The organism is Kistimonas asteriae, from assembly GCF_018263925.1.
Classification (GTDB): Bacteria; Pseudomonadota; Gammaproteobacteria; order Pseudomonadales; family Endozoicomonadaceae; genus Kistimonas; species Kistimonas asteriae.
In genome coordinates this window covers 32751-58246 of sequence record NZ_JAEVHF010000021.1, presented here as the reverse complement: position 1 = coordinate 58246, position 25496 = coordinate 32751, and the positions used below count along the sequence as shown (strand labels likewise).

The following is a 25496-nucleotide window of genomic DNA, read 5'->3' as shown; positions in this document are numbered from 1 at the left end:
CAGAAACGACAAAGCTCGTATAGTGTTATACACGTTCTTTGTCGTTTTTTGTCAGATCAATCAGAAGCGGTAGTTGTACTGCAGGCTCAGGATGTGGACGTCTGCGGCTTTGACTTCAGCCTTCATAGAGCTGCCCATGAATTCTTCATCGATATCAACTTTCTTGCCCTGCAGATAGGCATAACCGAAATCAACGCTCTGCGCTTTATCAAGCTTGTAGCTACCACCAACGCTTACCCAGATACGGTCAGCATCAGGGATTCGGAACGTCCGGTGCTCGTTACGAACCGGGCTGTTATCTTTGGCAATACCGGTACGCCATGTCCACTGGTCGTTGTACTGGTAGGTCATACCCACCGCATAGCGCCAGCTTTCTTTCCACTCTTCCTTAACCGTTGGGAAGTTCTGACCATTATCAAGGTCGGTTGCCAGCTCATCAAAACTGGACCAGCCGGTGTGTACGGCGCTGGCGTGAACGGCAAGCTTGTCATTGAGCTGATGATGCACAGACAACTCAGCGATAGAAGGCAGAGTGAGATCAACAGATCCTTTGCTGTTCCAGGGCATGACCGTATCAGTGGATACCTTGCCTTCCAGCTTCAGTTTTACCTCGGAGCGGTAGCTCAAACCAACTCGGGTCGCATCCGTTGCCTGCCAGAGAATGCCGGCGTTCCAACCATAACCCCAGTCATCGCCTGTCAGCTTTGAGATATCACCACCATTTGGCAGAAAGCCAGGAATCGGTGTCGCTGATGAAGAGGTCAGTGTCGCATCCGCATAGACAAAGTTCACACCAAACCCAACGCTCAGGTCATCATTCACCCGGTAGGCAACGGACGGATTCAGGTTATAGGTTGTCAGCTCAGTTTCATCCGCAGCCGGCGTAATACCGGACGCATTGCCATAGTGCGTCGCCAGACCGAAGTTACTGAAACCACCGATACCCACAGTCCAACGCTCATCGATAGGGCGGACATAATAGAACGTTGGGACAACCGCTTCATCGGCGACATTCTTCGCCGTGCCACGACCTTCCAGCTCAACATCCACTTCCGGCTTGATGTAGCTGACAGCTGCCGTAAACATCTGGCTGTCCAGCAGGGACATGCCGGCGGCATTCCGTGCAATCACAGAGGCATCGTCAGCAATCGCCGCTTCACCGGCGAAGGCGCGTCCCAGGCCTGCAGCACTGTGCTCATTCACCTGGAAACCGGCCGCATTGGCCAGCATGGGAAGTGCCGCCAGTACCGCGACGGACAACGATGTACGGGTAAAACGGGGGGTGCGTGACATATAGGAAATTATCTTTGGTATGTGTGGGTGTGTTCCTGTTCGGTCTTGCTGCCGATGACAGGATACTTACAAAATGCAGGCACTCTACCCAGATAGCGGTTTGCTTCCTATTGATTTATCCAGCTACCAGATTTGCGTTTTATGCATATCACGCACAAAAACAAATTTACCTATACTTGCGCCCCACTGTACCGCTGGCCGCCCCATGGATATCGAAGAGCTCCGACGCTATGACCTGAACCTGCTGGTTCACCTGCATGTTCTGCTCCAAGAGTGCAGTGTCAGCCGCGCGGCCAGACACCTGAATCTCAGTCAGTCCGCCATCAGCCGCTCACTACAACGCCTGCGCGAGCATTTTCAGGACGAACTCTTCATCCGCCGTCCCCATGGTTTGCAGCCCACCGCCCGCGCGCTGGCATTACAGAGCGACCTGGCCACCCTGTTAAAACAACTTTCACTGTTGGTGCATCCGGCAGCCTTTGATCCGGCACAATGCAAGCGTCACTTCACCCTCAGCGCCATGGATCACATCGCTGTCCAACTGATCCCGGATCTGCTGGCCTGGCTTCGCCGGGTAGCCCCACAGGTTCGATTGGGTCTGCACCCCTGGAATAACGACAGCATTCGCGACATGGCCTCCGGCCGGTTGGATCTGGCGATCAACTTTGTCGCCCAGGATAGACCTGACCTTTACCAGCGAACACTGTGTCCGGCAACGCCCGTCGGCATGGTCAGCCATGATCACCCGCTGGCCAGCCAAACCGCTCTGACCATGGCAGAATTACTTTCAGTACCCCATGTAAAGGTCGACATTGCCGAGTTTTCTGAAATGGGGCGTTTTGATCGTGAGCTGGCGCGTAAAGGACTTGCCAGAACGATCATCCTTGAAACCAGCGATATCCAGCTGGGCCTTGAAGTGGCCGCCAGTAACCAGGCCCTGATGATTGGCACCCGGGAAATGTCGAAGGTTCTGGCCCGTCGCCACAACCTGGTGTTACTGGAATTGCCTGAAGGTGTCACCTTCATGCAGCTGAACTATCTGTTGACCTGGCATCGACTGCAACATAAAGATCCAGCACAGTGCTGGTTCCGACAGGTCATATACGACCATTGCCTTTCATTGCGCTAGTGGCAGGGCATGACCACCACACAATGAATCGATGAGATAAATGCCTCATGAATGACAATGAGCTGGAAATACGACTTAACACGTTACGAGAACGCATAAAAAACCAAAAAACAAAGGTTGTTGAACCCGTAGCGGACTCTCAGCCTCCACAAACGTTCCATGGTGATATCACACCCGGTTGCTGTATCACTCACCAAGATCTGTCCAGAATCCACTGGCAATCCGTCCGTGCCAGTGACCTGAATCTGAGCCACTGCACGTTCCGGAATGTGGATTTTACGGGTGCGGAACTGGAAGGGCTACACGCCACCCATTGTCATTTTGAACATTGCCGGTTTCGCAGTGCTGACCTGACAGCCAGCCGCTTTGAGCACTGCACGTTTTACCATGGGGATGAGCACCAGCGATGTGACTTCAGTTTCTGTAACCTGAAAGAGGCACAGTTCACCGAGTGTGACCTGTCCTTCTGTTCATTCAGCCGAGCCGATGCTTATGGCATCGAAATTGATCACTGCCGAGCCCAGGGCTGCGATTTCAGCCTAGCTTCTTTCAGTCGTATGCTGAGCCGGAAAACAGCCATCGCACTCGCCACTATCACCAATACAAACCTAGCCTACAGTGACTTTGAGGGCGTTGTACTGGATAAGTGTGAACTACCAAACAATCGCTGGATTGGCGTCAACTTCACCAACGCCAACCTTGAGGGAGCCAACCTCTGTGGTGGGACAATGTCATTTGAACATTGCCATGGGCTCAGTTTAGCGAGTGCAGACCTACGCAATACAGAACTGCATGGTCTGGATCTTCGTAAGGTCAATCTACAGGGCGTGAAAATTCTAGAATGGCAACAACAGTCCCTGCTGGAATCATTAGGGTTAATCATATTTCCTGACTAACCATAATCAACTAACGTTTTATGACGTTTATTTACCATCACTGTCTATACTTTTCTCCCGGGCAAACTGCCCGGTTTTAAGTATAATTATTTTGAGGAATAAAAGACATGAGACGCTTGCTATATGTCGTAAGTCTGTTTTTTTTAATAAGCAGTATCCCAGTTTATGCTTCTAAGGATCCTGATCTTATACGTCTAGAGTCATTTAATGATTTCCTGTCAGCAATCATCAGACAAACGGGTGACAGAACAGTATTAATGAGAGGAAGTGTTGAGCCATGGCCAGAGTCTTTACCTGCCCCAGAGCGCCCATGGTATGATGATGGCGTCGTACATATCCATTATAAATATGTATTCACTCCCACGATTACAGGTATTACTGGCGCCCCTAAAATCCTTTTATACAGTCGAGATACCATTCCTTATAAACGCATAGATGTTTACGGAAAATTGCAATTGTTCAGTCCAATACAAGACAGCAGTAACACCGGTATGATTCTGCTTCGCGCCGAAAGCATTAATGAAATAGATGCCGAGGATATTAATGCTGTCTCAATTAGAGATATGTCATCACATCTTTCCCAACAGGGGTGGTAATAGTTCGTTCTCCCCAATCTTTTTCAGCTAATTTCGGTTGCAAAAGACTGGCAGACTACCAATGTCGTTTGTCAGTCTCTATCCACAACCTGCCAAATTCATACTCAGGCTTTATCCTGAAAACAGAAACCGCTAAGGTTACGCCCCGACTGACGACTACCCTCCGGCTGTATTCAGGAATCTGCCGTCTCCATGAAAAGCAATGAACAACGCGTCCTGGATCTCATCCAACAAAACCCGGCGATCTCCCAGAAAGAGCTGGCAGAAAAACTGGAACTGTCCCGCTCTGCCGTAGCAGGCTACATTTCCCAGTTAACCCGCAAAGGGCAGATACTTGGCCGCGCCTATGTCCTCCCCGTACAAAAACGCATTACCGGTATTGGTGCACTGACCCTGAACCGCACCCTGTCCATTTTTGGCGCGATGGACAATGAGCACACCGCCAATGCCAGAACCTCGTATACCGCCGACGGTATGGCGCGACTGGTTGTTGAACATCTTGTTAACCTGGGCAACCAGACATCCTTGATTGCCTGGGTCGGCGACGATTACAAAGGCGACTGGCTGCTGGAAGATGCCCGGAAAATCGGTATTCAGGCAGATCAGTGCATCATTCTGAAACAAATGCAAAGCGGCTCCCGCACCCGGATTATTGAACGGGGCGGAAAACGACTCATGACGCTGAATGACATGGATATCTACAACCATGTCACCTTTGGTCACCTGAAAAGCCGCTGGCCCCATATTGCCAACTCCCGCCTGGTCTTCATGGACAGTGATTTACCGGAAGAAGCCATCAGCTACATTATTCGCCACTGCCGAGAAGAACATATCGACTTATTCATGGCGCCCTCCTCTGTGTCTAAAACACGACGACTGCCATACGAGTTGCAGGGCATCAAACTGCTATTGCTGACCCTGCCACAGCTGGAAGAGTTGATTGCAGAACCCGTCACAAAGGAGACGATGATAGCTGCGGCAAAGACTGTCCTTGCCCGCGGCTGCGGGGCTGTCTGCCTCATACAGCCAGACACCACACCACTGATACTGGATGCACAGGGTGACAGGCCTCTCACTATTCAGTTACAACATTCACAGCATCAGGCAGGCGACAGCACAGGGCTGATTGCTGCCACCATCCATCAGTACCTTGAGATCGGTGAAACCCTCTTTACGGGGTAATGGATAGCGTCCCACCATTCAACTCCCTGATTTTAAAATCAGGGAGTCCAGCCGTTAGAAACAGACAATTTCCCGGCACACCCAACAAATGTCTTCAAAATCAGGGGGGGCGCTTGTCAAATCGGTAAAAAACGTCAGAGGTGGAAATAGAAGTTGACCAAGAATACCGCCAAGATCATGGTGATCAGCCCCCGATGGTAATCAGGCATTAGCGGTTCATACTGGCAATATCCGTCCTTATCGCCGCCATTTCTGTTCTAATACCTGCAAATTCTCTGTGCATCTCTGATTTAACGGCCTCTATCTTATTATTCAATTCGTGATAGCGGTTATCCGTTTTCATCTGTACCTGCATGATGGCTTCCTGCATGGCAAGAATATCTTTCTTGCTGGCGTTATAGTCCGGATCCAGCCTTCGCGGCCAGCTCTTCATCAATGCTGATTCTCTTCAGCTCGTTGAACAGGCCCTTTGCCATCACCACGCCTCACCATATCAGGCACCAAGCCTAGGCCATGCGTTCTGAACATCAAGTCACGCTCGATGACATTCCTTCCAGGCCACTGAAATGACTGATTCTGAAACACACTGACTTATTTCTTAAAAACACCTTATTTTTCATCATTTTGACAAATTATCGTCTCTCTAAAAGTTTCGTTATCGACTTTTGTATCTGACGCAAACAGGCAAGCCAAACGATTTCACTCGCCCACCGAATATCCTTCACAATTCAATGGTCTTTGTTGATAAGCGTCAATAAGCCCCGAACCGGTTATCCCTAGGATACGCACCACCAACAAAAGTTTGTCGCGAAAACATTTGTTTACTCTTTTGAAGACCAACGCCGACTGACGGGGGAACGGAAGTCGGCCCGGGAGTGAATGTAATGACTGTTAATGCTGCTGTAGCTGCTCCGGCGACGGGGACAGGGGTAAACGCTGGCCAGAAAGTGGCCTTTGGCCAGCTCGACTGGGGCTGGGTTGTGATGAGTATCGGCATGGCCATCGGCGCCGGTATTGTGTTCCTGCCGGTACAGGTGGGCATGATGGGGATCTGGGTATTCCTGCTGTCTTCCCTGATTGGTTATCCGGCCATGTACATGTTCCAGAAGCTGTTCATCAACACGCTGGCGGAGTCCGACAGCTGTAAGGATTACACCAGTATCATCACCGAATACCTGGGCAAGAACTGGGGCATGGCGCTGGGCATCCTGTATTTCATCATGCTGGTGATCTGGGTGTTTGTTTATAGCCTGGCCATCACCAACGACAGCGCCTCTTACCTGCGTACCTTTGGTGTGACGGAAACCCTGCTGTCAGAGAATCCGCTGTACAGCCTGTGCCTGATCGCCGGCATGGTGTTCATCGCGTCCTACAGCGAAAAGATCCTGTTCCGTATTTCCGGTTTCATGGCCATGTCTGTTCTGGCGACTGTACTGGTGCTGGGCGCCTTCATGGTACCGCACTGGGACATGTCCAACGTCAGCGCCGTGCCACCATCCGGGGAACTGTTCAAGAACGCCATCATCACGTTGCCGTTTACGCTGACCTCCATCCTGTTTATCCAGTCCCTTAGTCCGATGACCATCGCGTTCCGGGAACATAGCCAGAATATGGAAGAAGCCCGGTTCCGCTCACTGCGCGCAATGAAAGTCGCCTTCGGCCTGCTGTTCTGCATCGTGTTCTTCTATGCCATCTCCTTCACCCTGACCATCAGCCAGGTGCAGGCGGTGGATGCGTTCAACCAGAACATCTCTTCACTGGCGATCATTGCACAATACATGTCCGGCTCCGTGACCAACGGCCTCGGCATCATGATCAATATCTTCGCGGTCGCGACCTCCTTCCTGGCGATCTTCCTGGCCTTCCGTGAAGCCTGCACCGGTATCGTGATGAACACGCTGCGCCGTCGCTACACCGACGACCAGATCAATCAGGGCACCATCAAGAAAGGGGTCACTGCCTTTATCATCCTGATCTCCTGGGCAGCGGTGATCACGAATATACCGATCCTGTACTTCACCTCCCTGTGCAGCCCGATCTTCGGCCTGGTGGGCTGTCTGATCCCGGCTTACCTGGTGTACAAGATTCCGCGCCTGGCCAAGTACCGCGGCCTGGCCACCAACATCATTATCGTCGTGGGCATACTGCTGGTGATCTCTCCGCTGCTGGCCTTTATCGGCTAAGCGAAAGCAACCACGACCATACGACTGAACAAAACAAAGGGCAGCCCAGAGGCTGCCCGACAGATTGACGAGGAATTTACTATGTGGCGCACTGAGTGGGAACAATACATCCGCATCATCAATGACAAAGTCATACCTTCCCTGGGCTGTACCGAACCCATCTCCACCGCCTACGCCACCGCACTGGCCGTGGAACTGCTGAACCGCACTCCAGAACAGCTCACCGTGCTGGTCAGCGGCAACCTGATGAAAAACGGCATGGGCGTGGGCGTACCGGGTACCGGTATGGTCGGCCTGCCGATCGCCGCGGCCGTCGGTGCTATCGGCGGTGACCCGGACGCAGGTCTGGAAGTGCTGAAAGACATCACCAGCGAACACGTCAGCAAGGCCAAGCAGATGGTGGAAGCCGGCCATGTTTCCGTCGCCATCAAGGACGTGCCCAACGTTCTTTACACCGAAGTGCAGGTCAGCGCCGGTGATGACAGCGCCCGGGTGATCATCAAGGATCACCACACCCAGGTAGTTCTGAAAGAATTGAACGGCAAGCCTGTCTTCGAGGCGAGCAGTGATACTGTTGCCACTGAAGAAGCAGCCGCACCGGTTCAGCTCACCGTTGCTGATATCTATGAATTCGCCACCCAGGCGCCGTTCGACCGGATTCGTTTCATCCTGGAATCCGCCCGCCTGAACAAGTCCATTTCTGCCGAAGGCCTGGAAGGCGACTACGGCCTGAAAGTCGGCAAGACCCTGAAGAAAAACATCACCCGCGGCTACCTGTCAGAAGACCTGGCCGTGCTGGCGATGATGCGCTCTTCTGCTGCCTCCGACGCCCGCATGGACGGCGTCATGCTGCCTGCCATGAGTAACTCTGGCAGTGGTAACCAAGGCATCGCCGCCACCATGCCGGTGGTTGCCGTGGCCGAACGTCTCAATGCCAGCGAAGAAACCTTGGCCCGCGCACTGATTCTAAGCCACCTGACCGCCATCCATATCAAGAGCCACCTGGATACCCTGTCCGCCCTGTGCGGCGCCACCACTGCCGGCACAGGCGCCAGTGCGGCTATCACCTGGCTGCTGGGCGGTGACCAGGAACAGATCCAGTGCGCCATCTTCAATATGGTGGGCGATATCACCGGTATCTTCTGCGACGGCGCCAAGACCAGCTGCTCCCTGAAAGTGTCCACTGCCGCCAATGCCGCGGTGAAAGCCGCCCTGCTGGCCATGGACAATATCCGGGTCACCCGCCACGAAGGCATCATCGAGGAAGATGTGGAAAAGACCATCGCCAACCTCGGCATGCTTGGCAACCAGGGCATGAAGGAAACCGACCGCATGATCCTGAAGATCATGACAGCTAAGTAAACCAACCTCACACGTTCATACGGCAGTGGTTCAATCGCCGCTGTCGTCATCTGTTTCTGAAAGGAGAAAGAGGATGTCAGAAGCCATCAACACTACAGCAGCACCTGCTGCCATCGGCCCTTACGTTCAGGCTGTAGATACCGGCGCCATGGTGTTCACATCCGGCCAGCTACCCATTGACCCTGCAACCGGTGAAATGCCTGCCGATGTCGCAGCCCAGGCCCTGCAATCCCTCAACAACGTGAAAGCCATTGTTGAAGCGGCCGGTCTCTCTGTCAGCAACATCGTCAAGATGACCGTATTCGTGAAAGACTTGAACACCTTCGCTACCGTGAACGAGGTTTACCAAAAGTTCTTCGATGATAGCAACGCTGGCTATCCTGCCCGTTCCTGCGTGGAAGTGGCACGTCTGCCCAAGGATGCCCTGGTGGAAATTGAAGCCATCGCACAACGAAAATAATCCCTGCCCATACTCCACTAAATGCCTTCTGTCGTATTTAAGACGGGAGGCATCATCCTCCCCTTCAAGTTCCCTCTTTATTTCTCGTTCCTCTTCCTGACCTTCAAACCTGCGAGATTTCTACCCTTTAAAAAGCGGCATAACAAACAGTTATACCCGCCCGAAAATTAGTGAATTGCCGCCAAGCCCCCCTCAATCGAATAATGCCAACACACCGAATACACACGGCAATAGACGATTATTATGGATTGGTTCCTGCTTTTACTGACGACGTTTTTCGCGGCCACACTTCAGGCTGCCACCGGTTTTGGCTTCGGCCTGATTGGGGTAACCATGTTTGTTATCCTGCTGCAATCCACCTCGGCCGTACAGATTGTCATTATTGTGACCTTCGCCATGTCCGTGCTGCACTGGCTCAAGATTCGCTCCCAGGCGCCCGGCGAGCTGGTGAAGAAGATCATGATCGGCTGTGCGGCCGGTTACCCCATCGGCATCGCCATCTTCAGTTACTTTGACCTGACAGCACTTAAGATTTCCGTTGCCGGATTGATTCTGTTTGTCAGTGCCCAGAACATCCTGGAACTGATCAAGACACGCCGCGGTTACGCCTCCAGCTTTTATCCCATGGGCTCACGCCACTGTGCCGGTGTCGGCACTGCCTCCGGCATCATGGCCAGCGCGCTCGCCATGCCGGGTCCGGCTGTCATCGCCTACCTGACCCGCTGCCCGATCGACAAAGACCAGATTCGCGCCACCGTGGTGACCTGCTCCACCTTCTCCTACGGCGTGGCTCTGATACTGCAGGCCGCCTTCGTCGGGATTGAGCCGGCCACCATGAAGATGTCCATGATGCTAATCCCGGCCGCTTTCGTCGGCGCCTTTTTCGGGGATTACATCGCCAAATTCATCAACCCGACCCTATTTAAAAACATCACCCTGCTGGTTCTTCTGGGCAGCGGTTTGAACATGCTCATCAACATCTGATTGCTCTGAATACCAATACCACGAAAGGATATTGACCATGTTGACCAACAAGTTCCCCAAGGCAAATCTGGCACATCTGCCGACGCCCCTGGAGTTCATGCCGAACCTGACCAAGCACCTGAACGGACCCAAACTGTGGATTAAGCGTGACGACGCCACCGGTCTGGCCATGGGCGGTAACAAGGTTCGTCAGCTGGAGTACTACGTGGGCAAGGCGCAGGCTGACGGCTGCGACGCCCTGCTGACCACCGGCGCCGTACAGTCCAACCATGTTCGCCAGACCATCGCCGCCGCCCGCAAGATGGGCTGGTATGTGGAAGCCCAGCTGGAGCACCGCGTCGACGGCCGGATGCCGGAATACGACAACAGCGGCAACCCTTTCCTGGACAAGCTGATGGGCGCCAAGCTGCACTACTACCCGGTGGGAGAAGACGAGGGCGGTGCGGACCAGGCCATGTACGACCGCGCCGAAGAACTGAAAAAAGACGGCTATAACCCGTTTGTTATTCCGCTGGGCGCAGTAGGCAAGACCCCGTGGGGCGCACTGGGTTATGTGGAGTGCATTGAAGAAACCCTTCTGCAGGCTACCGCTACCGGTATGAAGATTGATGCCATTGTGGTTCCGACCGGTTCCGCCAACACGCACGCCGGCGTACTGGGTGGCGTGATCGGCCTGGGTCTGGACATTCCGGTTTACGGCTTCTGCGTTCGTCGCGACATGTACGCACAGCATGAACGTGTTCTGGTCAAAACCCGAAAAGTTCTCCAGTTACTTGATATCGATGAAAACGCAGTGACCGGCGATATGGTCAAATGCGACGACTGGGTGCTGGGTCCCGGCTATGGTCAGCTGACTGAAGAGGTTGAGGAAGCGATTGCCATGCTGGGCCGTGAGGAAGGCATCCTGCTGGATCCCACCTATACCGCCAAGAGCATGGCCGGCATGATCCGCATGATCCGCGAAGGCGAGTTCACCAAGGATCAGAACATTCTCTACCTGCACACAGGCGGCACCCCGGCCCTGTTCGGCTACCCGGAACTGGTTGCCGGTAAGTAATCCTTTCATCCCATGTAGGGGGGGGCTGACAGAGTCCCCCAAGCACCGGAGCATTTCCGATGTCGCAGTCTCATAAGCTTGAGTTTTATGTGGGTAAGATCGGCGGAATCATTCCACTGGTCACCATGATCGGCCTGATGCTGTTGCTGACCTTCAACGGCATGGGTGGCCCGAAAGCGTCCTGGGCGCCGGGCTTCATGGCCATCATTTTCGGTTTGCTGTTAGTCAAGAATAAGCGGGATTACTGCCAGTCCATTTTGGACGGTATCTCTGACAAAACCGGCGTTGTAGTCATCACCGCCTGGATCTTCGCCGCCGTCCTCGGCGCCCTGATGAAAGCGGGCGGCCTGGTCGACGGCATTCTCTGGTTTGGCATGTCCACCGGTATTCAGGGCAGCCTGTTCCTGGTGATTGTCTTTGCGTCCACCGCCCTGTTTGCCATGGGTACCGGTTCCTCCAACGGCGCCAACCTGGCACTGGCCCCTATTCTTTTTCCTGCCGGTGTTTACCTGGGTGCCGATCCGGCGTTTGTCGCCCTTGCCCTGCTGTCCGGTGCCGTATTCGGTGACAACGTCGCGCCGATTTCTGATACCACCATTGTCGGCTGCACAACACAAGACGCCGATCTCGGCCAGACGGTTCGCGAACGTTTCCCGATCTCCCTCTCTGCTGGCGCCATTGCCCTGGTGGCACTGGTCACGTTTGGCGGTGGCAGCGGTGTCAGCGACATTGCCTCCCTGGATACAGCAACCCTGCGTCCCGAAAATCTGCTGATGCTGCTCGCGGTCGCCGCGGTGGTTGGCTCTGCGCTGACAGGCCGTCACCTGATCGAAGCCCTGAGCTACGGTATTGTGACGGCGGCTGTCGTGGGTATCGGTATCGGCTCTTTCTCACTGCATGACCTGTTCCATGTGCCTGCCCAGCGCGGCCTGACGAACGGTATCATTGAGAACGCCATTGCCGGTGTGACTGGTGCGGTACTGTTCGTCATCATGATTCTGGGGGTTATCAAGGTCTTCATGAACAGCGGCCTGATGGACAACATCCTGGCCTTTATCATGAAACGGGTTTCCAAAAGTGCCCGTGGCACCGAGCTGCTGATGTTCTTCTCCGCCTCTGCCTCGTCCCTGATCGTCAGCGCCAACGCGCCTTCCCAGTTGCTGGTTGGCCCGACCCTGGTGCGTCCACTGGGTGAACAGAATGGCATCTCACCAGAACGCCGTGCGAACCTGATGAGTGCCGCAGTCTGCTCTATCTTCTACATGATGCCCTGGTGTCTCGCCGTCATGGTCTGGTACACGTCCATCGAAGCGGCTGCGATCTCTTCAGGACTGGCCATTCCCAGCGCCGCCATCAGCTTTATGGCGCCCTATCCCTGGGCACTGCTAGGCGTAATGATGTTCTCCATCTTTACCGGCTGGAAGCGTTCTCCCAAGGCACCCCGTGTCATGGTCAGCGAACCCCAGCTGTCTTAACCAACACTATAGAATCCACACTGGCGGTGCCTTAAGCCGCCAGCACGAAATAACAGGTAAAAATGATGTCCGATACTATCGCTACTGAAAAAGCCCCCGCCGCCATTGGTCCTTATGTGCAGGGCGTTGACCTGGGCAACATGGTCTTCACCTCCGGCCAACTGCCGATTGATCCGGCCACCGGCGAAATGCCGGCAGACGTTGCCGCACAGGCACTGCAATCACTGAAGAACGTGCAGGCAATTATCGAAGCATCCGGTCTGTCCGTACGAAACATCTTCAAGATGACGGTCTTCGTTAAAGACCTGAACACCTTCGGTACCGTAAACGAGGTTTACCAGACGTTCTTTGAAGAGAATGACGCGCCATTCCCGGCTCGTTCCTGCGTGGAAGTCGCTCGCCTGCCGAAAGATGCGCTGGTTGAAATTGAAGCGATTGCACTGCGTAAGTAACCGAAAAATAGCGTTTGTTTTTCGGATGATCTGACCGTTTTACCTGTCATCACCAGTAATAGGGTGACAGGTAAAACAGGCAATTAGCCTGAACGTTCTTTAACAAGAAACCATCTGCTGAAACGTATGTTTATCCACAGCATTAGTGCAGAACTTTTTCACCGGTGGGTTCCGGTATGGTATCTACCACGGTTTCCTTGACCGGCTTTTCGGTTTCCTTGGTTTGCGGACGGATCTTGATCTCCACCACCATACCCATCAATGTGGCCGCGCGGGACATGGTTCTGAGATCCAGCTCATAAGGACGGTCCATATCCATAAGATCAGTCAGTTGCGCATCCGTGAAACCCAGCCGGGCGGCGAATTCCGAAACGGTCTGCTTACTTTTTTCCAGGTAATTGGTGATATGGGTCACCAGCAGGTAACGCAGGGGGTATAAGTCGTCAGCCATGACATCCTGTTTTATTTATTACTGTTATTGTGCCAACAGAGTATCCCCCCTTCCCCCGGATTACCAGTGAGCGTCAGGCTGCCAGGTGTTCAAACAGCAGGGTATTGAACGCCTCGACCACCACCGGCTGCACAACTTCCTTGGCCTGAACCACAAAATAGTCCCATTCCGTGACCGGTTCGAAAGGTCGAATCACCACGCCACCTTCCCGTTGGTGGACAATAAACGGATCCAGCACCGCGATACCCACACCTTTTCTCACCAACTTGAACAGGGTGTTCTGCTCCCGGGCTTCCAGCACAATGTGACGTTTAATCCGTTGCCGAAGAAACACTTCTTCCACCTTTGTGCGAAACGGACTGCCATATCCCAGGGTCATGAACCGTTCATGGGCCAGATCTGTCGGCATTAATGAGGCTTTCTCTGCCAATGGGTGCCCTTCCGGCAAAACAACCACCGCCCGGTTGCGGCACAGCAGTCGGCTGTTGAATTCGGTATCGGTTGGGTCAATATCCGTGACAATGGCGCTATCGACCTGACGAGCCCGCACCATATCCAGCAGCTGCACCCGGGGGGCTGATTCCAGTTCGATTTCCACATCCGGATGTTGCTGACAAAACTCGGCAATGACATCCACCAGGAAACTGTCGGAACAGATCGGCATCACACCCAGGCGCAAGTGCCCCTTGTTATTGCGTGCAATAGCATCGGCCGCCTTGGCCAGGCTGTTCATCCCGACGAAGACCCGTTCCACATCCCGGTAAAACAGATGAGCTTCCGGCGTTGCTTCAATCTTGTTGTGGGTGCGGATAAAAAGGGAAAAGTCGAGACGATATTCGAGGTCTGAGAGTAACCGGCTGACGGCTGGCTGGGAAATGCAAAGCAGTTCCGCCGCCCCAGTCACCGAACCGGACAGCATGAAGCTGCGAAACGCCTCAATCTGCCGGATCTTGATCTTTGAATCCGCGGTCATACCTGCACACTCGTACTGCAACCTGTGAACCTTGCAATGTACCGGTTATCCGGAATGGCATATTGATGCATATCAGGCGGTGGATTCCGGTTTCGATTAACGTCATTGTTTACGTATTAATCTTTCAAGAAAGTATCTGTCCGTTATGCTGTTAACGGCGTCCAACGTGAGAAGCACCATGTCACTGACTGCATTTCCCAAGGTTTCCCTGGGGCACTTCCCTACCCCCATCGAACCGATGACACGGCTGGGTGAAAAACTCGGCGGTTATCACCTGTTTATCAAGCGGGACGACTGCACCGGTCTGGCTACCGGCGGCAACAAAACCCGTAAGCTGGAATACCTGCTGGGCGATGCACAGGCTAAAGGCGCCACCGTTTTGCTGACAGCTGGCGGTCTCCAGTCCAACCATGCGCGCCAGACCGCAGCGGCGGCGGCACGGATGGGCCTGACATGTGAGCTGTTTCTGGAAGAAGTTCCGGGCACACCGGAAGAAAACTACCATGACAACGGCAACATCCTGCTGGACAACCTGCTGGGCGCAACGATCCATCACCATGAAGCCGATGCGCCATTAATGCGCAACATGGTCGCCCGTGCCGCGACATTAAAAGAACAAGGCGAAGTGCCATATATCATCCCTGTCGGTGGTTCCAACGGGGTCGGTGCACTGGGTTATGTGGCCTGTGCGCTGGAAATCGTCCAGCAGGCCTGTGATATGAATCTGCATTTTGATGCGATTGTGGTGGGTTCAGGCAGTGCTGGCACCCAGGCGGGACTGTTGGCAGGCCTTGCGCTGGCGGCGGTAGATATTCCCGTCATCGGAATTAACGTCAGTACCAATGAACTAAGCCAAAAGCAGAAAGTGAAAGCAGTACTGGAAGAATGTTATCCACTGCTCAATCTTGAGCCTCTGCCTGATACCGCCATTCAATGTCTGGATAGCTATTTCTATCCCTCCTACGGCGTGCCGAATGATAAAACGCTGGAAGCCATAAAGCTGCTTGCCCAAACAGAGGGGCTGTTGCTGGATCCAGTTTATACCGGCAAGGCCATGGCGGGATTACTGGATCTTATTGGGCAAAATAAGATCCAGAAAGATCAAAATATTCTGTTTGTTCATACAGGAGGGCAAGCTGGCCTGTTCGCTTATGCTTTGTCTATATAAAACATCATCTATAGCAACAACTGAACAAACTAAGCATCGACTGTAGATAAACGTGTCTCTTTCAAAAGACACGTTTATTTGCCATTCCCATTTACACTCAACCAAAAATTTAACACTTGACCTACACCAGCAGTTAGAACACCGATAAGAATATCAATTTGATCCATGAAAGAGTTTTCCCCTTTCTGCATATTTAGCTCGTCACTTGCTTCAACATAAATAATTGCTCCTATAATAATGAAATAAGCTGTGACAAATAAAAAACTAATAAAAAGCTGCGGCATCAACGAGTACACTTCTGAAAAAGCCAACTTATTATCATCCATGAGTAATACTCTTGCAATTAAAATCGATATAGCAATTTATTAATGCGTATTCAACTTCAACATTGATTTCGAGAGCTCAACTCCATGCGCCTTTTCCTTCGTGGTTAAAGTATATGTATTTTCAATTGCCCTAATGGTTCGTTCAGCACCTTTGTAACCATGATCGAATGCTGATTTAGCCAAACCATAAGCAATTACGGGATTAGACTTTCCCCCTACTTGCCCCATGGAATACATCATACTCAGGTCGTTCATTGCGTTTGTTACGCCACGTTTTGCTGCATTTAGGAAGTGACTAGCTGCATATTCAAAACTCCTCGGCAAATTTTTACCATTGTAATACTCTCTCGCCAAAAGATACTCTGCTTTAGAATTACCTGTTTGGGTACTCGCAGTCATCAATTTGATCGCATAATCAATAGACCGCTCAACGCCTCGCCCTTCCAGATAGCAGATAATAAGATTATATTGAGCCGTTTCATGGCCTTGTTTGGCAGCCATTTCCCACCAGTGCATCGCTTCTTGCAGGCTATTTTTAGCTACTGCAATAACGCCTAATGCAAATTGTGCGTTAGCATTCCCCTTACAGGCTGCTTTCGTATAAAAAATAATCGCGTCATGTAAGTTTTTTTCTATCCCTTCACCTATTTCCTTTTTTCTTCCACATTGGTAAGCGTAAGCTCCATCCTTATCATCTTTCGTTAATGCTTGTAGCTGTTCAAAACTTAACGTATTGGGCATTACATTATTCTCATTAATAAACTTCTAGAGCGCCCCTCTATCTGATAAATCAGATGAAGGGCACTACTTTTAATCGCCAGATGCCCGTTTTATAGCAATAGGCTCAACAGCACTGGCCAATAGATCCATTAACTTAGACATTCCTTCTTGAGGTGGTTGTTGCTTGGCAACAACCTTAATGTCATATTTAGCTGTATTATCTGTAGAACGTGTGTTTTCCCGTTGGGATGACACCTTGCCTGTGAACTTCGCACTACCCCAACCCCAGTTCGCTTTGGCTTCAAGTTCAGCAGAGGCTGAGTTTGTACTTTTACTGCTAGTTGAAGCATTAACCTCCATTGAAAAATCAATGTTAACCGATTCAATCAAAAGTGCAGGAATGGGTACCAAACCCAGCAATGGAGCTTTGATTGAAACAGTTTGTGATTTGATTTCACCAGTACCATCATCAACCGGTCGCTCCAGATCAAATTCCAGGCACTTGGTTTTAGACGCATCACCGTCTTTTGAAAAGCCAATCTCATGGATAAAGTTTACCATGCAACTTGCAAGGTCATATTGTGCTTTACAAGAAGCAGCCAGGGGTCCACCAATCAACTCTTCAAGGGGCAGTCCACGTAAACTATTAGCGATTTCACTCATGAATATTTCCTCGTTATCAGGGAATAGTTTTTACAACATGATTATTAACACGCACCAAACCTTCTGGTGGGTCATCTTTTACAATTGTTACTTTTACTTTGCAGTTCTTCTTTTTATTACCTAATAGTCCACCTCCCATCACATCCATCTTAAGTTTTTTTCCTCCAGCCTCTTTCTCACTACCAACATCAGAAAGACTGGCTTCAAACTCAATTTCAACACTATCAAGGCGCAAAGAATTAAGAGGTACAATACTGAACAAGGGTAAATCAACTTCTTGTAGTGTTGCGTCATTAACATCAGTATTAGGAATCATGACTTTGGTTGTTTTAGCAACAAACCTGTTTTTATTATCACGATCAAAATAGCGGGAGATCGTCTTTATATGTTGACGTTCCATAATCTCTCTGGCACCGATCATCGCATTAGTGATACCATCAACCAAATCATCCAGCGTATTATTCGACATGAGCACAGCTACCTTCTTAGATCAATAGACACTGCCGCAATGGCATGCATATAAATGCAGCAGCCCAGATAAAACCCCGATTTTTTCGCTAATAAAATCCAAGCAATGACTTGGCTGAAAACTAAATAGCCCTATATAGTTGGTTATATTACTATTCATTCTTAATCCTCAAAATCAAATCATAATCCAAGCTATTAAATATATTTAATAGCGAGCTGAATTTTGGAATTACTTTTCCATTTTCAATTCGTTCGATTGTTGAGACAGCAACACCTACATCCAACGCTAATGATTCTTGGCTTCTATTAGATCTCACTCGTATGATTCGACAGATATCACCAACCCTCTTGGGACTGGACAGCTGTATCTCGCTATTATTCATTATTATTTATTTCCTTTTTTTAATAATTCTAAAAGCAAAGGACCAGTAACGTAACAGCATGCATGCTATTGATTTTTTGAAGCAAGATATTGACCAGCTATTCAACAAATAAAGGTATTAATGATATTATTCAACTTGGAAAGTTATATTAGTAGTAACAAACAATTTCACGATTCTTGGCAGAGCACTGCCAAAATTTCAATCATAAAGCATCATTACTTGAAAAAATAACCAGCATTCAAAGGATAACCAAATAAAGTCACAAGCCACCTGAGGTTGGCAACTTATAATTTCAAGGTATAGCAGCGCTAAAAAGAAGTCTGTTGATGTAAAAACAAATTACCATCATCCTTATTACAAGCGTTTTTCTCTTTCGAAGGATACAGTCAGGCAAAAAGGAAAGAAGAAATACTGCGAACCTACAGGATCTGCTCAATATGCATAAGTAGGACTGTGCAGGCTCGCCGTATAGAAGGGATATTTATAATTACCTGAGACAGGGCTTATCAATCAGTATAATTACCGTTAGCATGGTGTCCTAAAAACTCTTCATATTTTTTCTGGTATTCAGTAGCTTCCTCCGCTGAATATTGTTCTTTCACATGCTGATGGAAGGCTTTTGACATTTTATCGGTGGCACCTACATGCTGCTGCCATAAAGTCTTTCCAGGTGAATACCATTCTTTAGCCTTCTGCGTTTCTGCCTTCTCATAAAGCGAGACTTGCACTGTCTCCAGCGCAGCTTCAAATTGTTTATCTGTAATCATAACTTAAACCTTTCCTAGTCCATTAATTTTTATAAATCTCAATAAAATCAATATATTTCATGCCACCATTGACAGAAATAGTTACCAAGTATTTTCTATCATCTGCAACATCAACTACATAAACGCCTTTTCCTTGTACTTTAGACTCCACCCAGTTTTTTATATAATTTTCGTTTCCTTGATCGATTTTAAGATTATTAATACAGTGACGCGCGTCAGATGTAATACTTACAGCCATTTTTTCCTCCCAGATACTTTAACCAGTACGTTTATTGCTTTCAACTAAGCAATAAAACATTGAACTTTAATATGTGTTGATAATTATATGTCAAAGAACAAAACACAAACTTCCACTCACTATTATTAGCCTGCCGGCACTATAATTATGAATGAACTCTCGTTATATATACCATATGACGTATATCTTTACTGACGTAATCAAGTATTTTCTCTTCAAATGAAGGACTCCATTTATTGGGCTTGTTTTTCATCGCACTAAGCAGCTTATCCAGCTGATCCTCCCCCATTTTTATAATATCATCGACACTATCTGCTAGTTTGTCACTCGTTAGATCCTCTTTAGTATTTGCCAGTTTAATGCAATCAAAGATCTTAGCTAATACCATCTGTATGGCTTCAATTGGTTTTGTCGGTGCGCTCGTCATTGCCAAATCAGTCCACTTTACCAGTAGATCCCTCAATATCGCGCTGTCTTTAGTCCAATCATATGTAAGATGATCCGTTTGCTTTGCCATATAGTTAATAGCAGCAATTGCTTTTTTCATCCTAATTTCTGCATGATTTTTGAACTGCGATTCATAAATAATCCACTCATCTAACGCATGCTTCTGCGCATCAGCCTTGGTTTCATCGTATAGCTTTCTTAATTCATTTGCAGTAATAGTCATACAATCCACCTCTATTAATTTGTATTAAGGACATCCCAACAAGTCCATTCATAATGACAACTCTATACCATGCGATATATTTAACCTGTATTCGACACCATATATTTCAAAAATCGCTTTGAACAAACTTAATACAATGCTCATTGCGAACATTACACAAACAACAACTCAATTAAACTTCATGAGCATTAGTGTCCGTAGCATCATGGCGACAACACTGTAGATAATGTCTAATAGAGCTAACACCAACTTTTATCATAAGACTGTGCGAGAAATTATTTATATGATATCTAACTTGGGTTCTTCATTATTTCCTTCTATTACACCCGCAACAATAGAATCAATCGTAAGAACCCCATGCAGTGTTGCCCAAGCCTGCTGGTTATTACTATCGAAAAGTGTTACCGCAATATTGCCTGGAAGATCAACATTACTAACTAACACCGTATCAAATGGTTGCAATGTAAGTTGCTGTTGAATACCGTCAACATCGTAATAATCAAATCGTGCTTTTATATTAGTATCATTAACAAATTCCATAATCACACCTTCTACACTTATCGCGTACTCTAAGAATGTATCGAACATTCAATATATGCCCAAATCAGATAAAGGCATTTGTTATCTGACAGTAAAATAATCATCCCACGCATTTACTAAACGGTTAATTATATTACTGGGAACATCATCTCTATTGAATGTTTTCGTATGACCAAAGTAATAAAATTTTCTATCATCAGTAGCCATATGATCGCGAACCGGCTCATCAATACTTCTACTAAAATGTATTTCTGCATAGTTTTTATTCTTATAGTAAACCCACGACTCATTAAGTGAATCATCCTCAAAATTTGATACAATCCAATCAGGCATCATTTTATATCACCATTTTTCAGAAATAACGTTTTCAAAAAATCTATAAAGAAACCTGGACAAACAATAACCGCAGGTTTCTTTATATTCAGCATCTATCAGGCATCTTCAATAGTAATCTTGCAGTGTGTTCCCCTGGCATTACCGTAAAGCGCCTGACTCTTAGGATCCTTCATGCTTCGGCTGACTTTATTTGGCATTTCCTTTCCTCCGACCACTGACTGCAGTTCACCACTGCTATCATGTAACCAGGCAACTATTGTCGACATGGATAGAGAAATATTGTACTCAACACCCTCAATCCTCTGCCCGTTAGATCGAATATCCATATATCGCTTACTACCTTTCACTTTGTAATAGTAAGCACCCTCAAGCTTTGGATACTTTACTGGCTCAAGCTTGACTGCATCTTCTTTTTTACCTCCTCCGTAGAAAATATCATTTCCATAAGTAAGATAACCAAAATCCTCTCCATTATTGGATAATTTCATGATTTTATAACTAGCCATTACACTTCCTCCTATTAGAAATAACATCACACATGTGACACATAGATATTTTTATGTTTTGTAATCATAAAAGTTCAATAGACATTTATATGCTTCATTCTCCCATCTATTAAACTGGGCAACATTAAACGCTAAGTAACAACAATAGAATCAACATACTTTATTAATGACTCTACCGTAATCGACACAATATAATGGCGATCATATGGTACGCAAACAACATATGTCCCACTGTGCTCTGCCTTCATTGCAACCCAGTTTTTTATATGGAGCTCACTAAATATTGATATCCTGAATGTTTCTATATCATCCCTTGCTTCAGATGTTAAACAGACTGCCATATATTCCCTGACCACCTTTTCAAAAGTAAGCTCTAATCGTTAAAAATTATTCTGTTATATATAGATTACTTCTACCAGCTTCATTCGATGTTTTATCAAACTAATCACTTACAGTTTCAGAGTAATAGAGATAAACCAAACATTTAACAGCATGAATGCTATTGATAAATATTCCTGAGTAATTAATGCATAGATTGTATATAGTCGACAAAGAGATTAAATCTATATCGCGCTAATCTATAAAACAGATAGAGTAACATTTGCAGTCAGAAAATTGGAATTTAACAACACACGACAAACATGCTTTTTTATTCTATACAACTTTACCCTTTAGAAAAATCGCCATCCTCAGAGTTTTTTACAGGGAAATAAAAAACGGGGCTTTCGCCCCGTTTTTTATTCGACGGTTACTGACTTTGCTAGGTTCCTCGGCTGGTCCACATCCGTGCCTTTAATGATGGCCACGTAGTAGGACAACAGCTGCAGCGGTATGGTGTACAGGATCGGCGCCACGATATCGTGCACCTTCTCCAACGGAATCACCTGGATACCGTCACCAGCCACCAGCCGCGCATGACGGTCAGCAAACACATACAACTGGCCGCCGCGGGCGCGGACCTCTTCCATATTGGACTTCAGCTTTTCCAGCAGCTCGTTGTTAGGGGCGACGACAACCACCGGCATATCGCTGTCGATCAGCGCCAGCGGCCCGTGCTTGAGTTCACCGGCTGCATAGGCTTCTGCATGGATATAGGAAATTTCCTTCAGCTTCAGCGCCCCTTCCATGGCGATGGGGTACATGGTGCCCCGCCCTAGGAACAGGCTGTGATGCTTGTCCGCAAAGGCTTCTGAGAGCTGTTGGATAGAGTCATCCAGCGTCAGCACATTGCGGATCATGTGGGGCAGTTCACGCAGTTCTCGGACAATTTCCGCTTCCTGTTCGGCATCAATCCGACCGGTGGCCCGCGCTGTGGCAGTAACCAGCATAAGCAGTGCCGTCAGCTGGGTAGTGAACGCCTTGGTGGACGCGACACCAATCTCTGCGCCTGCACGGGTCATGAACGCCATGTCGGATTCACGAACCAGGGAAGAACCGGGCACATTGCAGATAGTCATGCTGCTCATGAATCCCTGTTCCTTAGCCATTCGCAAGGCTGCCAAGGTATCCGCCGTTTCGCCGGACTGGGAAATGGTCAGGAACAGGCAGTCGTCAGGGACAAAGGCCTTGCGATAACGGAATTCTGAAGCGATCTCTACCCGACAGGCAATGCCATAGGTTTCAAACCAGTAACGGGCGACCATTGCGGCATGATAGCTGGTACCACAGGCAATGATCTGTACCGCACGTACCCGGCGCAGAATTTCCACTGCACGGTGTCCGAAGGATTCAAGCACGATCGTATCTGCCGTCATGCGATCTTCCAACGTGCTGGCAATCGCATCAGGTTGCTCGAAGATTTCCTTCAGCATGAAGTGGCGGTATGGCCCCTTGTCACCGGCTTCGTGGTCCAGATCACTGTCCACTACTTCACGTTTGACCGGCAGGCCGGCGCTGTCGAAGATACTGACGCCTTCACGGGTAATTTCCGCGACATCCCCTTCTTCCAGGAAGATGAAACGATGCGTGACAGGCAACAATGCCAGCTGGTCAGACGCCACAAAGTATTCGCCAATACCCACACCAATAACCAACGGGCTACCTGAACGGGCCACCACCAGCCGCTCGGGATTATTCCGATCCATCACGACCGTGCCGTAGGCACCTTCCAGTTGATGCACGGCTTTCTGCAGCGCTTCCAGCAGGGAAAGCCCCTGTTTCTGCTCATGGTGCACCAGGTGGGCAATCACCTCGGTATCGGTTTGAGACACAAAGGTATAACCCTGCTCCTGCAGGTAATGCCGCAGCAGTTCATGGTTTTCGATGATGCCGTTGTGCACCAGCGCAATATTGTCGCCGGAGATATGGGGATGGGCATTCGCCTCACTGGGCGCACCATGGGTTGCCCAACGAGTGTGAGCAATACCGGTTCCACCACTGGCCGGTTCTTCGGCCAGTGCGTCTGCCAGTGCCTGAACCTTGCCCAGGCGACGCAGGCGAGCAATGTTGCCGTCTGCACCAATCACCGCCAGACCGGCAGAGTCATAACCCCGGTATTCCAGTCGCTTCAATCCTTCCACGAGGATCTGAGCCACGTCCCTTTGCGCAACTGCGCCCACGATGCCGCACATAATTCTGTTCCTGTACTCTAAACGACAGTATTCGTTTTTGGCTGAAAGAAGAAATATGTCGTTTTCTTTCAGCCCATCGGTTAGTTGGCCTTCAGGCCTTTTTTTCCGGACGTTTCCAGCCCTCTATGTTTTTCTGCCGTCCCCGGGCCACACTCAGGTTTTGTCCCGGAATATCACGGGTAATGGTGGAACCGGCGCCGACTGTTGCGCCTTCACCCACAGTGACCGGCGCCACCAGCGAGGAATTGGAACCAATAAAGGCGCCATCACCAATCACCGTGCGGAATTTGTTCACGCCGTCGTAATTGCAGGTAATAGTGCCCGCACCGACATTCACGCCCGCGCCGACGTCTGCATCACCAACATAGCTCAGATGGTTCACTTTGCTACCAGCGCCAATCACCGTCTTCTTGGTTTCAACAAAGTTGCCGACCTTGGCGCTATCCTCAAGATGGGTGCCGGGGCGGAGACGGGCAAACGGCCCGATATCACAATTAGATGCCACCACGGACTCTTCAACAATGCTGTTAGCCTTGATACGGGTACCCGCGCCGATCATTGCATTACTGATTACACAACCGGGGCCGATTTCCACGCCATCTTCCAGCACGACAGCGCCTTCAAATACACAGTTAATGTCGATTACAACATCATTGCCTGCCTGAAGAGTGCCGCGAATGTCCAGACGACTCGGGTCAAGCAGGGTGACACCATCCGCCATCAGTTTTTCCGCCTGCTGGCGCTGCAACTGACGCTCCAGCGTAGCCTGCTGGGCACGGTTATTCACACCCTGAACCTCTGTCGCGCTTTGTGGCTGGGCATGCACCACGGCAGTACCTCCGGCTACCGCCATGGCCACGATATCCGTCAGGTAATATTCACCCTGTGCGTTCTCGCAGGAGAGCTTGTCCAGCCAGGTATTCAGGTGCTTGCCCGGAATCGCCATAATACCGGTATTGATTTCGGTGATGGCGTGCTGCTCCGGCGAGGCATCCTTGTCTTCCACAATGGCCTGGATGGCGCCGGTGGCATCCCGCACGATCCGGCCATAGCCGCTGGGGTTGGGCAAGTTGATGGTCAGCAGCGCCAGACGTTCACCGTTGCACGCCGCGGCCAGGGACTCCAACGTCGCGGACTGGATCAGGGGCACATCGCCGTACAACACCAGCACAATATCCGCCTCACCACAGGCCGGCGCCGCCTGCATGACAGCATGGCCGGTGCCCAACTGTTCTGTCTGTTCCACCCAGTTGACGGCATAATTGTCCAGCCGCTCGCGAACCTGGTCCGCCCCGTGGCCAATCACCACGTGCAGACCACCGCCTGCATCCGTCCGCTTCGCCTGCAGTGCCTGGGCAGACAGGATGACATGCTCCAGCATGGGACGGCCGGCAATCGGGTGAAGCACTTTTGGCAAGGCGGATTTCATCCGGCTGCCCTGGCCCGCGGCCAGAATAATGGTTTCGATTTTCATGACAATTCACATAATCCGATGATGGCATCCAGCCCGCCCGGACAACATTTACCGGAAACCACTGGACACACAGTCGCTGTACCACAGCAAAGAGCCTGCCACGCAGGCAGGCCCCAGAAATTCGATCAATCTGTCAATGTTTCATTGACAGTAATACTAGCTTAAAGCCATATT

The 25496-nt window shown here is 49.8% G+C and carries 29 protein-coding genes; 12 read left to right on the top strand and 17 right to left on the bottom strand.

Annotated features, from left to right (window positions below; all coding sequences use genetic code 11):
- Window positions 1-60: 60 nt before the first annotated feature.
- Complete coding sequence (locus tag KHS78_RS19255) at window positions 61-1293, bottom strand: OmpP1/FadL family transporter (protein WP_211830406.1); 1233 nt, start codon at window positions 1291-1293, stop codon at window positions 61-63.
- Window positions 1294-1498: 205 nt separating this feature from the next.
- Between KHS78_RS19255 and KHS78_RS19250 the strand changes: the two genes are divergently transcribed.
- The 4 genes from KHS78_RS19250 to KHS78_RS19235 all read left to right on the top strand — a co-directional run bounded on the left by KHS78_RS19250 (window position 1499) and on the right by KHS78_RS19235 (window position 5096).
- Window positions 1499-2422 (top strand): LysR family transcriptional regulator, encoded by a 924-nt coding sequence (locus KHS78_RS19250; RefSeq protein ID WP_211830404.1) that lies wholly within the window; start codon window positions 1499-1501, stop codon window positions 2420-2422.
- Between the two features lie 47 nt (window positions 2423-2469).
- Window positions 2470-3318: a pentapeptide repeat-containing protein gene (locus KHS78_RS19245; RefSeq protein ID WP_211830403.1), complete on the top strand. Its 849-nt coding sequence runs from the start codon at window positions 2470-2472 to the stop codon at window positions 3316-3318.
- Between the two features lie 107 nt (window positions 3319-3425).
- Window positions 3426-3914: a hypothetical protein gene (locus KHS78_RS19240; RefSeq protein WP_211830401.1), complete on the top strand. Its 489-nt coding sequence runs from the start codon at window positions 3426-3428 to the stop codon at window positions 3912-3914.
- 192 nt (window positions 3915-4106) lie between these two features.
- Window positions 4107-5096, top strand: a complete 990-nt coding sequence (locus KHS78_RS19235; RefSeq protein ID WP_211830399.1) for a PfkB family carbohydrate kinase — start codon at window positions 4107-4109, stop codon at window positions 5094-5096.
- 208 nt (window positions 5097-5304) lie between these two features.
- Here the strand turns inward: KHS78_RS19235 and KHS78_RS19230 are convergent, their stop codons facing one another.
- Entirely contained in the window at window positions 5305-5529 is a 225-nt protein-coding gene (locus tag KHS78_RS19230) for a hypothetical protein (RefSeq protein ID WP_211830397.1), read from the bottom strand.
- A 451-nt stretch (window positions 5530-5980) separates the two neighbouring features.
- Here KHS78_RS19230 and KHS78_RS19225 point away from each other — a divergent pair, with 451 nt between their 5' ends.
- The 7 genes from KHS78_RS19225 (at window position 5981) to KHS78_RS19195 (ending at window position 13069) form a co-directional block, all read left to right on the top strand.
- Window positions 5981-7279 carry an SLC5/6 family protein gene (locus KHS78_RS19225; RefSeq protein ID WP_211830396.1) on the top strand — a complete coding sequence of 433 codons (1299 nt, stop codon included), beginning with the start codon at window positions 5981-5983 and terminating at the stop codon, window positions 7277-7279.
- An 81-nt stretch (window positions 7280-7360) separates the two neighbouring features.
- Window positions 7361-8641 (top strand): L-cysteine desulfidase family protein, encoded by a 1281-nt coding sequence (locus tag KHS78_RS19220; RefSeq protein ID WP_211830395.1) that lies wholly within the window; start codon window positions 7361-7363, stop codon window positions 8639-8641.
- 73 nt (window positions 8642-8714) lie between these two features.
- On the top strand, window positions 8715-9101 hold the full coding sequence (locus KHS78_RS19215; protein WP_211830393.1) for a RidA family protein: 387 nt from the start codon (window positions 8715-8717) through the stop codon (window positions 9099-9101).
- A gap of 243 nt (window positions 9102-9344) precedes the next feature.
- Window positions 9345-10085: a sulfite exporter TauE/SafE family protein gene (locus KHS78_RS19210; RefSeq protein ID WP_211830391.1), complete on the top strand. Its 741-nt coding sequence runs from the start codon at window positions 9345-9347 to the stop codon at window positions 10083-10085.
- A gap of 37 nt (window positions 10086-10122) precedes the next feature.
- A complete protein-coding gene (locus KHS78_RS19205; protein ID WP_211830390.1) occupies window positions 10123-11142 on the top strand; it encodes a D-cysteine desulfhydrase family protein in 1020 nt (339 codons plus the stop codon).
- Window positions 11143-11201: 59 nt separating this feature from the next.
- Window positions 11202-12617 carry a Na+/H+ antiporter NhaC family protein gene (locus KHS78_RS19200; protein WP_211830389.1) on the top strand — a complete coding sequence of 472 codons (1416 nt, stop codon included), beginning with the start codon at window positions 11202-11204 and terminating at the stop codon, window positions 12615-12617.
- Between the two features lie 65 nt (window positions 12618-12682).
- Window positions 12683-13069: a RidA family protein gene (locus KHS78_RS19195; RefSeq protein ID WP_211830388.1), complete on the top strand. Its 387-nt coding sequence runs from the start codon at window positions 12683-12685 to the stop codon at window positions 13067-13069.
- Window positions 13070-13211: 142 nt separating this feature from the next.
- On the opposite strand, the gene KHS78_RS19190 is transcribed toward KHS78_RS19195, so the two are convergent.
- Together KHS78_RS19190 and KHS78_RS19185 are read right to left on the bottom strand one after the other, a co-directional pair.
- Window positions 13212-13520 (bottom strand): hypothetical protein, encoded by a 309-nt coding sequence (locus KHS78_RS19190; RefSeq protein WP_211830387.1) that lies wholly within the window; start codon window positions 13518-13520, stop codon window positions 13212-13214.
- A gap of 73 nt (window positions 13521-13593) precedes the next feature.
- Window positions 13594-14493 carry a LysR family transcriptional regulator gene (locus tag KHS78_RS19185; protein WP_211830386.1) on the bottom strand — a complete coding sequence of 300 codons (900 nt, stop codon included), beginning with the start codon at window positions 14491-14493 and terminating at the stop codon, window positions 13594-13596.
- A 178-nt stretch (window positions 14494-14671) separates the two neighbouring features.
- Here KHS78_RS19185 and KHS78_RS19180 point away from each other — a divergent pair, with 178 nt between their 5' ends.
- Window positions 14672-15661 carry a D-cysteine desulfhydrase family protein gene (locus KHS78_RS19180; protein WP_211830385.1) on the top strand — a complete coding sequence of 330 codons (990 nt, stop codon included), beginning with the start codon at window positions 14672-14674 and terminating at the stop codon, window positions 15659-15661.
- A 74-nt stretch (window positions 15662-15735) separates the two neighbouring features.
- Here the strand turns inward: KHS78_RS19180 and KHS78_RS19175 are convergent, their stop codons facing one another.
- The 13 genes from KHS78_RS19175 to glmU all read right to left on the bottom strand — a co-directional run bounded on the left by KHS78_RS19175 (window position 15736) and on the right by glmU (window position 25322).
- On the bottom strand, window positions 15736-15987 hold the full coding sequence (locus tag KHS78_RS19175; RefSeq protein WP_211830383.1) for a hypothetical protein: 252 nt from the start codon (window positions 15985-15987) through the stop codon (window positions 15736-15738).
- A 39-nt stretch (window positions 15988-16026) separates the two neighbouring features.
- Window positions 16027-16728 carry a tetratricopeptide repeat protein gene (locus tag KHS78_RS19170; protein ID WP_211830381.1) on the bottom strand — a complete coding sequence of 234 codons (702 nt, stop codon included), beginning with the start codon at window positions 16726-16728 and terminating at the stop codon, window positions 16027-16029.
- A 69-nt stretch (window positions 16729-16797) separates the two neighbouring features.
- Window positions 16798-17370, bottom strand: a complete 573-nt coding sequence (locus tag KHS78_RS19165; RefSeq protein WP_211830379.1) for a DUF2589 domain-containing protein — start codon at window positions 17368-17370, stop codon at window positions 16798-16800.
- Between the two features lie 16 nt (window positions 17371-17386).
- Window positions 17387-17839: a DUF2589 domain-containing protein gene (locus tag KHS78_RS19160; RefSeq protein WP_211830378.1), complete on the bottom strand. Its 453-nt coding sequence runs from the start codon at window positions 17837-17839 to the stop codon at window positions 17387-17389.
- Between the two features lie 151 nt (window positions 17840-17990).
- On the bottom strand, window positions 17991-18221 hold the full coding sequence (locus KHS78_RS22700) for a helix-turn-helix domain-containing protein (RefSeq protein ID WP_211830377.1): 231 nt from the start codon (window positions 18219-18221) through the stop codon (window positions 17991-17993).
- Window positions 18222-18727: 506 nt separating this feature from the next.
- Entirely contained in the window at window positions 18728-18988 is a 261-nt protein-coding gene (locus KHS78_RS19150; RefSeq protein WP_211830375.1) for a hypothetical protein, read from the bottom strand.
- A gap of 22 nt (window positions 18989-19010) precedes the next feature.
- A complete protein-coding gene (locus KHS78_RS19145; protein ID WP_211830373.1) occupies window positions 19011-19226 on the bottom strand; it encodes a hypothetical protein in 216 nt (71 codons plus the stop codon).
- A gap of 145 nt (window positions 19227-19371) precedes the next feature.
- Window positions 19372-19896, bottom strand: a complete 525-nt coding sequence (locus KHS78_RS19140) for a hypothetical protein (RefSeq protein ID WP_211830371.1) — start codon at window positions 19894-19896, stop codon at window positions 19372-19374.
- Between the two features lie 279 nt (window positions 19897-20175).
- On the bottom strand, window positions 20176-20436 hold the full coding sequence (locus KHS78_RS19135; protein WP_211830369.1) for a hypothetical protein: 261 nt from the start codon (window positions 20434-20436) through the stop codon (window positions 20176-20178).
- 81 nt (window positions 20437-20517) lie between these two features.
- Window positions 20518-20772, bottom strand: coding sequence for a hypothetical protein (locus KHS78_RS19130; RefSeq protein WP_211830367.1), 255 nt, complete (start codon window positions 20770-20772; stop codon window positions 20518-20520).
- A gap of 95 nt (window positions 20773-20867) precedes the next feature.
- Complete coding sequence (locus KHS78_RS19125) at window positions 20868-21278, bottom strand: hypothetical protein (protein WP_211830365.1); 411 nt, start codon at window positions 21276-21278, stop codon at window positions 20868-20870.
- Window positions 21279-22015: 737 nt separating this feature from the next.
- Window positions 22016-23848, bottom strand: coding sequence for a glutamine--fructose-6-phosphate transaminase (isomerizing) (gene glmS, locus KHS78_RS19120; RefSeq protein ID WP_211830363.1), 1833 nt, complete (start codon window positions 23846-23848; stop codon window positions 22016-22018).
- 91 nt (window positions 23849-23939) lie between these two features.
- Window positions 23940-25322, bottom strand: coding sequence for a bifunctional UDP-N-acetylglucosamine diphosphorylase/glucosamine-1-phosphate N-acetyltransferase GlmU (gene glmU, locus KHS78_RS19115; RefSeq protein ID WP_211830361.1), 1383 nt, complete (start codon window positions 25320-25322; stop codon window positions 23940-23942).
- Between the last annotated feature and the right edge of the window lie 174 nt (window positions 25323-25496).

Excerpts from the sequence above, each read along its gene's own strand:
- KHS78_RS19255 (WP_211830406.1), bottom strand. The coding sequence starts at position 1,293 with ATGTCACGCACCCCCCGTTTTACCCGTACATCGTTGTCCGTCGCGGTA.
- KHS78_RS19250 (WP_211830404.1), top strand. The coding sequence starts at position 1,499 with ATGGATATCGAAGAGCTCCGACGCTATGACCTGAACCTGCTGGTTCAC.
- KHS78_RS19245 (WP_211830403.1), top strand. The coding sequence starts at position 2,470 with ATGAATGACAATGAGCTGGAAATACGACTTAACACGTTACGAGAACGC.
- KHS78_RS19240 (WP_211830401.1), top strand. The coding sequence starts at position 3,426 with ATGAGACGCTTGCTATATGTCGTAAGTCTGTTTTTTTTAATAAGCAGT.
- KHS78_RS19235 (WP_211830399.1), top strand. The coding sequence starts at position 4,107 with ATGAAAAGCAATGAACAACGCGTCCTGGATCTCATCCAACAAAACCCG.
- KHS78_RS19230 (WP_211830397.1), bottom strand. The coding sequence starts at position 5,529 with ATGAAGAGCTGGCCGCGAAGGCTGGATCCGGACTATAACGCCAGCAAG.
- KHS78_RS19225 (WP_211830396.1), top strand. The coding sequence starts at position 5,981 with ATGACTGTTAATGCTGCTGTAGCTGCTCCGGCGACGGGGACAGGGGTA.
- KHS78_RS19220 (WP_211830395.1), top strand. The coding sequence starts at position 7,361 with ATGTGGCGCACTGAGTGGGAACAATACATCCGCATCATCAATGACAAA.
- KHS78_RS19215 (WP_211830393.1), top strand. The coding sequence starts at position 8,715 with ATGTCAGAAGCCATCAACACTACAGCAGCACCTGCTGCCATCGGCCCT.
- KHS78_RS19210 (WP_211830391.1), top strand. The coding sequence starts at position 9,345 with ATGGATTGGTTCCTGCTTTTACTGACGACGTTTTTCGCGGCCACACTT.
- KHS78_RS19205 (WP_211830390.1), top strand. The coding sequence starts at position 10,123 with ATGTTGACCAACAAGTTCCCCAAGGCAAATCTGGCACATCTGCCGACG.
- KHS78_RS19200 (WP_211830389.1), top strand. The coding sequence starts at position 11,202 with ATGTCGCAGTCTCATAAGCTTGAGTTTTATGTGGGTAAGATCGGCGGA.
- KHS78_RS19195 (WP_211830388.1), top strand. The coding sequence starts at position 12,683 with ATGTCCGATACTATCGCTACTGAAAAAGCCCCCGCCGCCATTGGTCCT.
- KHS78_RS19190 (WP_211830387.1), bottom strand. The coding sequence starts at position 13,520 with ATGGCTGACGACTTATACCCCCTGCGTTACCTGCTGGTGACCCATATC.
- KHS78_RS19185 (WP_211830386.1), bottom strand. The coding sequence starts at position 14,493 with ATGACCGCGGATTCAAAGATCAAGATCCGGCAGATTGAGGCGTTTCGC.
- KHS78_RS19180 (WP_211830385.1), top strand. The coding sequence starts at position 14,672 with ATGTCACTGACTGCATTTCCCAAGGTTTCCCTGGGGCACTTCCCTACC.
- KHS78_RS19175 (WP_211830383.1), bottom strand. The coding sequence starts at position 15,987 with ATGGATGATAATAAGTTGGCTTTTTCAGAAGTGTACTCGTTGATGCCG.
- KHS78_RS19170 (WP_211830381.1), bottom strand. The coding sequence starts at position 16,728 with ATGCCCAATACGTTAAGTTTTGAACAGCTACAAGCATTAACGAAAGAT.
- KHS78_RS19165 (WP_211830379.1), bottom strand. The coding sequence starts at position 17,370 with ATGAGTGAAATCGCTAATAGTTTACGTGGACTGCCCCTTGAAGAGTTG.
- KHS78_RS19160 (WP_211830378.1), bottom strand. The coding sequence starts at position 17,839 with ATGTCGAATAATACGCTGGATGATTTGGTTGATGGTATCACTAATGCG.
- KHS78_RS22700 (WP_211830377.1), bottom strand. The coding sequence starts at position 18,221 with ATGAATAATAGCGAGATACAGCTGTCCAGTCCCAAGAGGGTTGGTGAT.
- KHS78_RS19150 (WP_211830375.1), bottom strand. The coding sequence starts at position 18,988 with ATGATTACAGATAAACAATTTGAAGCTGCGCTGGAGACAGTGCAAGTC.
- KHS78_RS19145 (WP_211830373.1), bottom strand. The coding sequence starts at position 19,226 with ATGGCTGTAAGTATTACATCTGACGCGCGTCACTGTATTAATAATCTT.
- KHS78_RS19140 (WP_211830371.1), bottom strand. The coding sequence starts at position 19,896 with ATGACTATTACTGCAAATGAATTAAGAAAGCTATACGATGAAACCAAG.
- KHS78_RS19135 (WP_211830369.1), bottom strand. The coding sequence starts at position 20,436 with ATGGAATTTGTTAATGATACTAATATAAAAGCACGATTTGATTATTAC.
- KHS78_RS19130 (WP_211830367.1), bottom strand. The coding sequence starts at position 20,772 with ATGATGCCTGATTGGATTGTATCAAATTTTGAGGATGATTCACTTAAT.
- KHS78_RS19125 (WP_211830365.1), bottom strand. The coding sequence starts at position 21,278 with ATGGCTAGTTATAAAATCATGAAATTATCCAATAATGGAGAGGATTTT.
- glmS (WP_211830363.1), bottom strand. The coding sequence starts at position 23,848 with ATGTGCGGCATCGTGGGCGCAGTTGCGCAAAGGGACGTGGCTCAGATC.
- glmU (WP_211830361.1), bottom strand. The coding sequence starts at position 25,322 with ATGAAAATCGAAACCATTATTCTGGCCGCGGGCCAGGGCAGCCGGATG.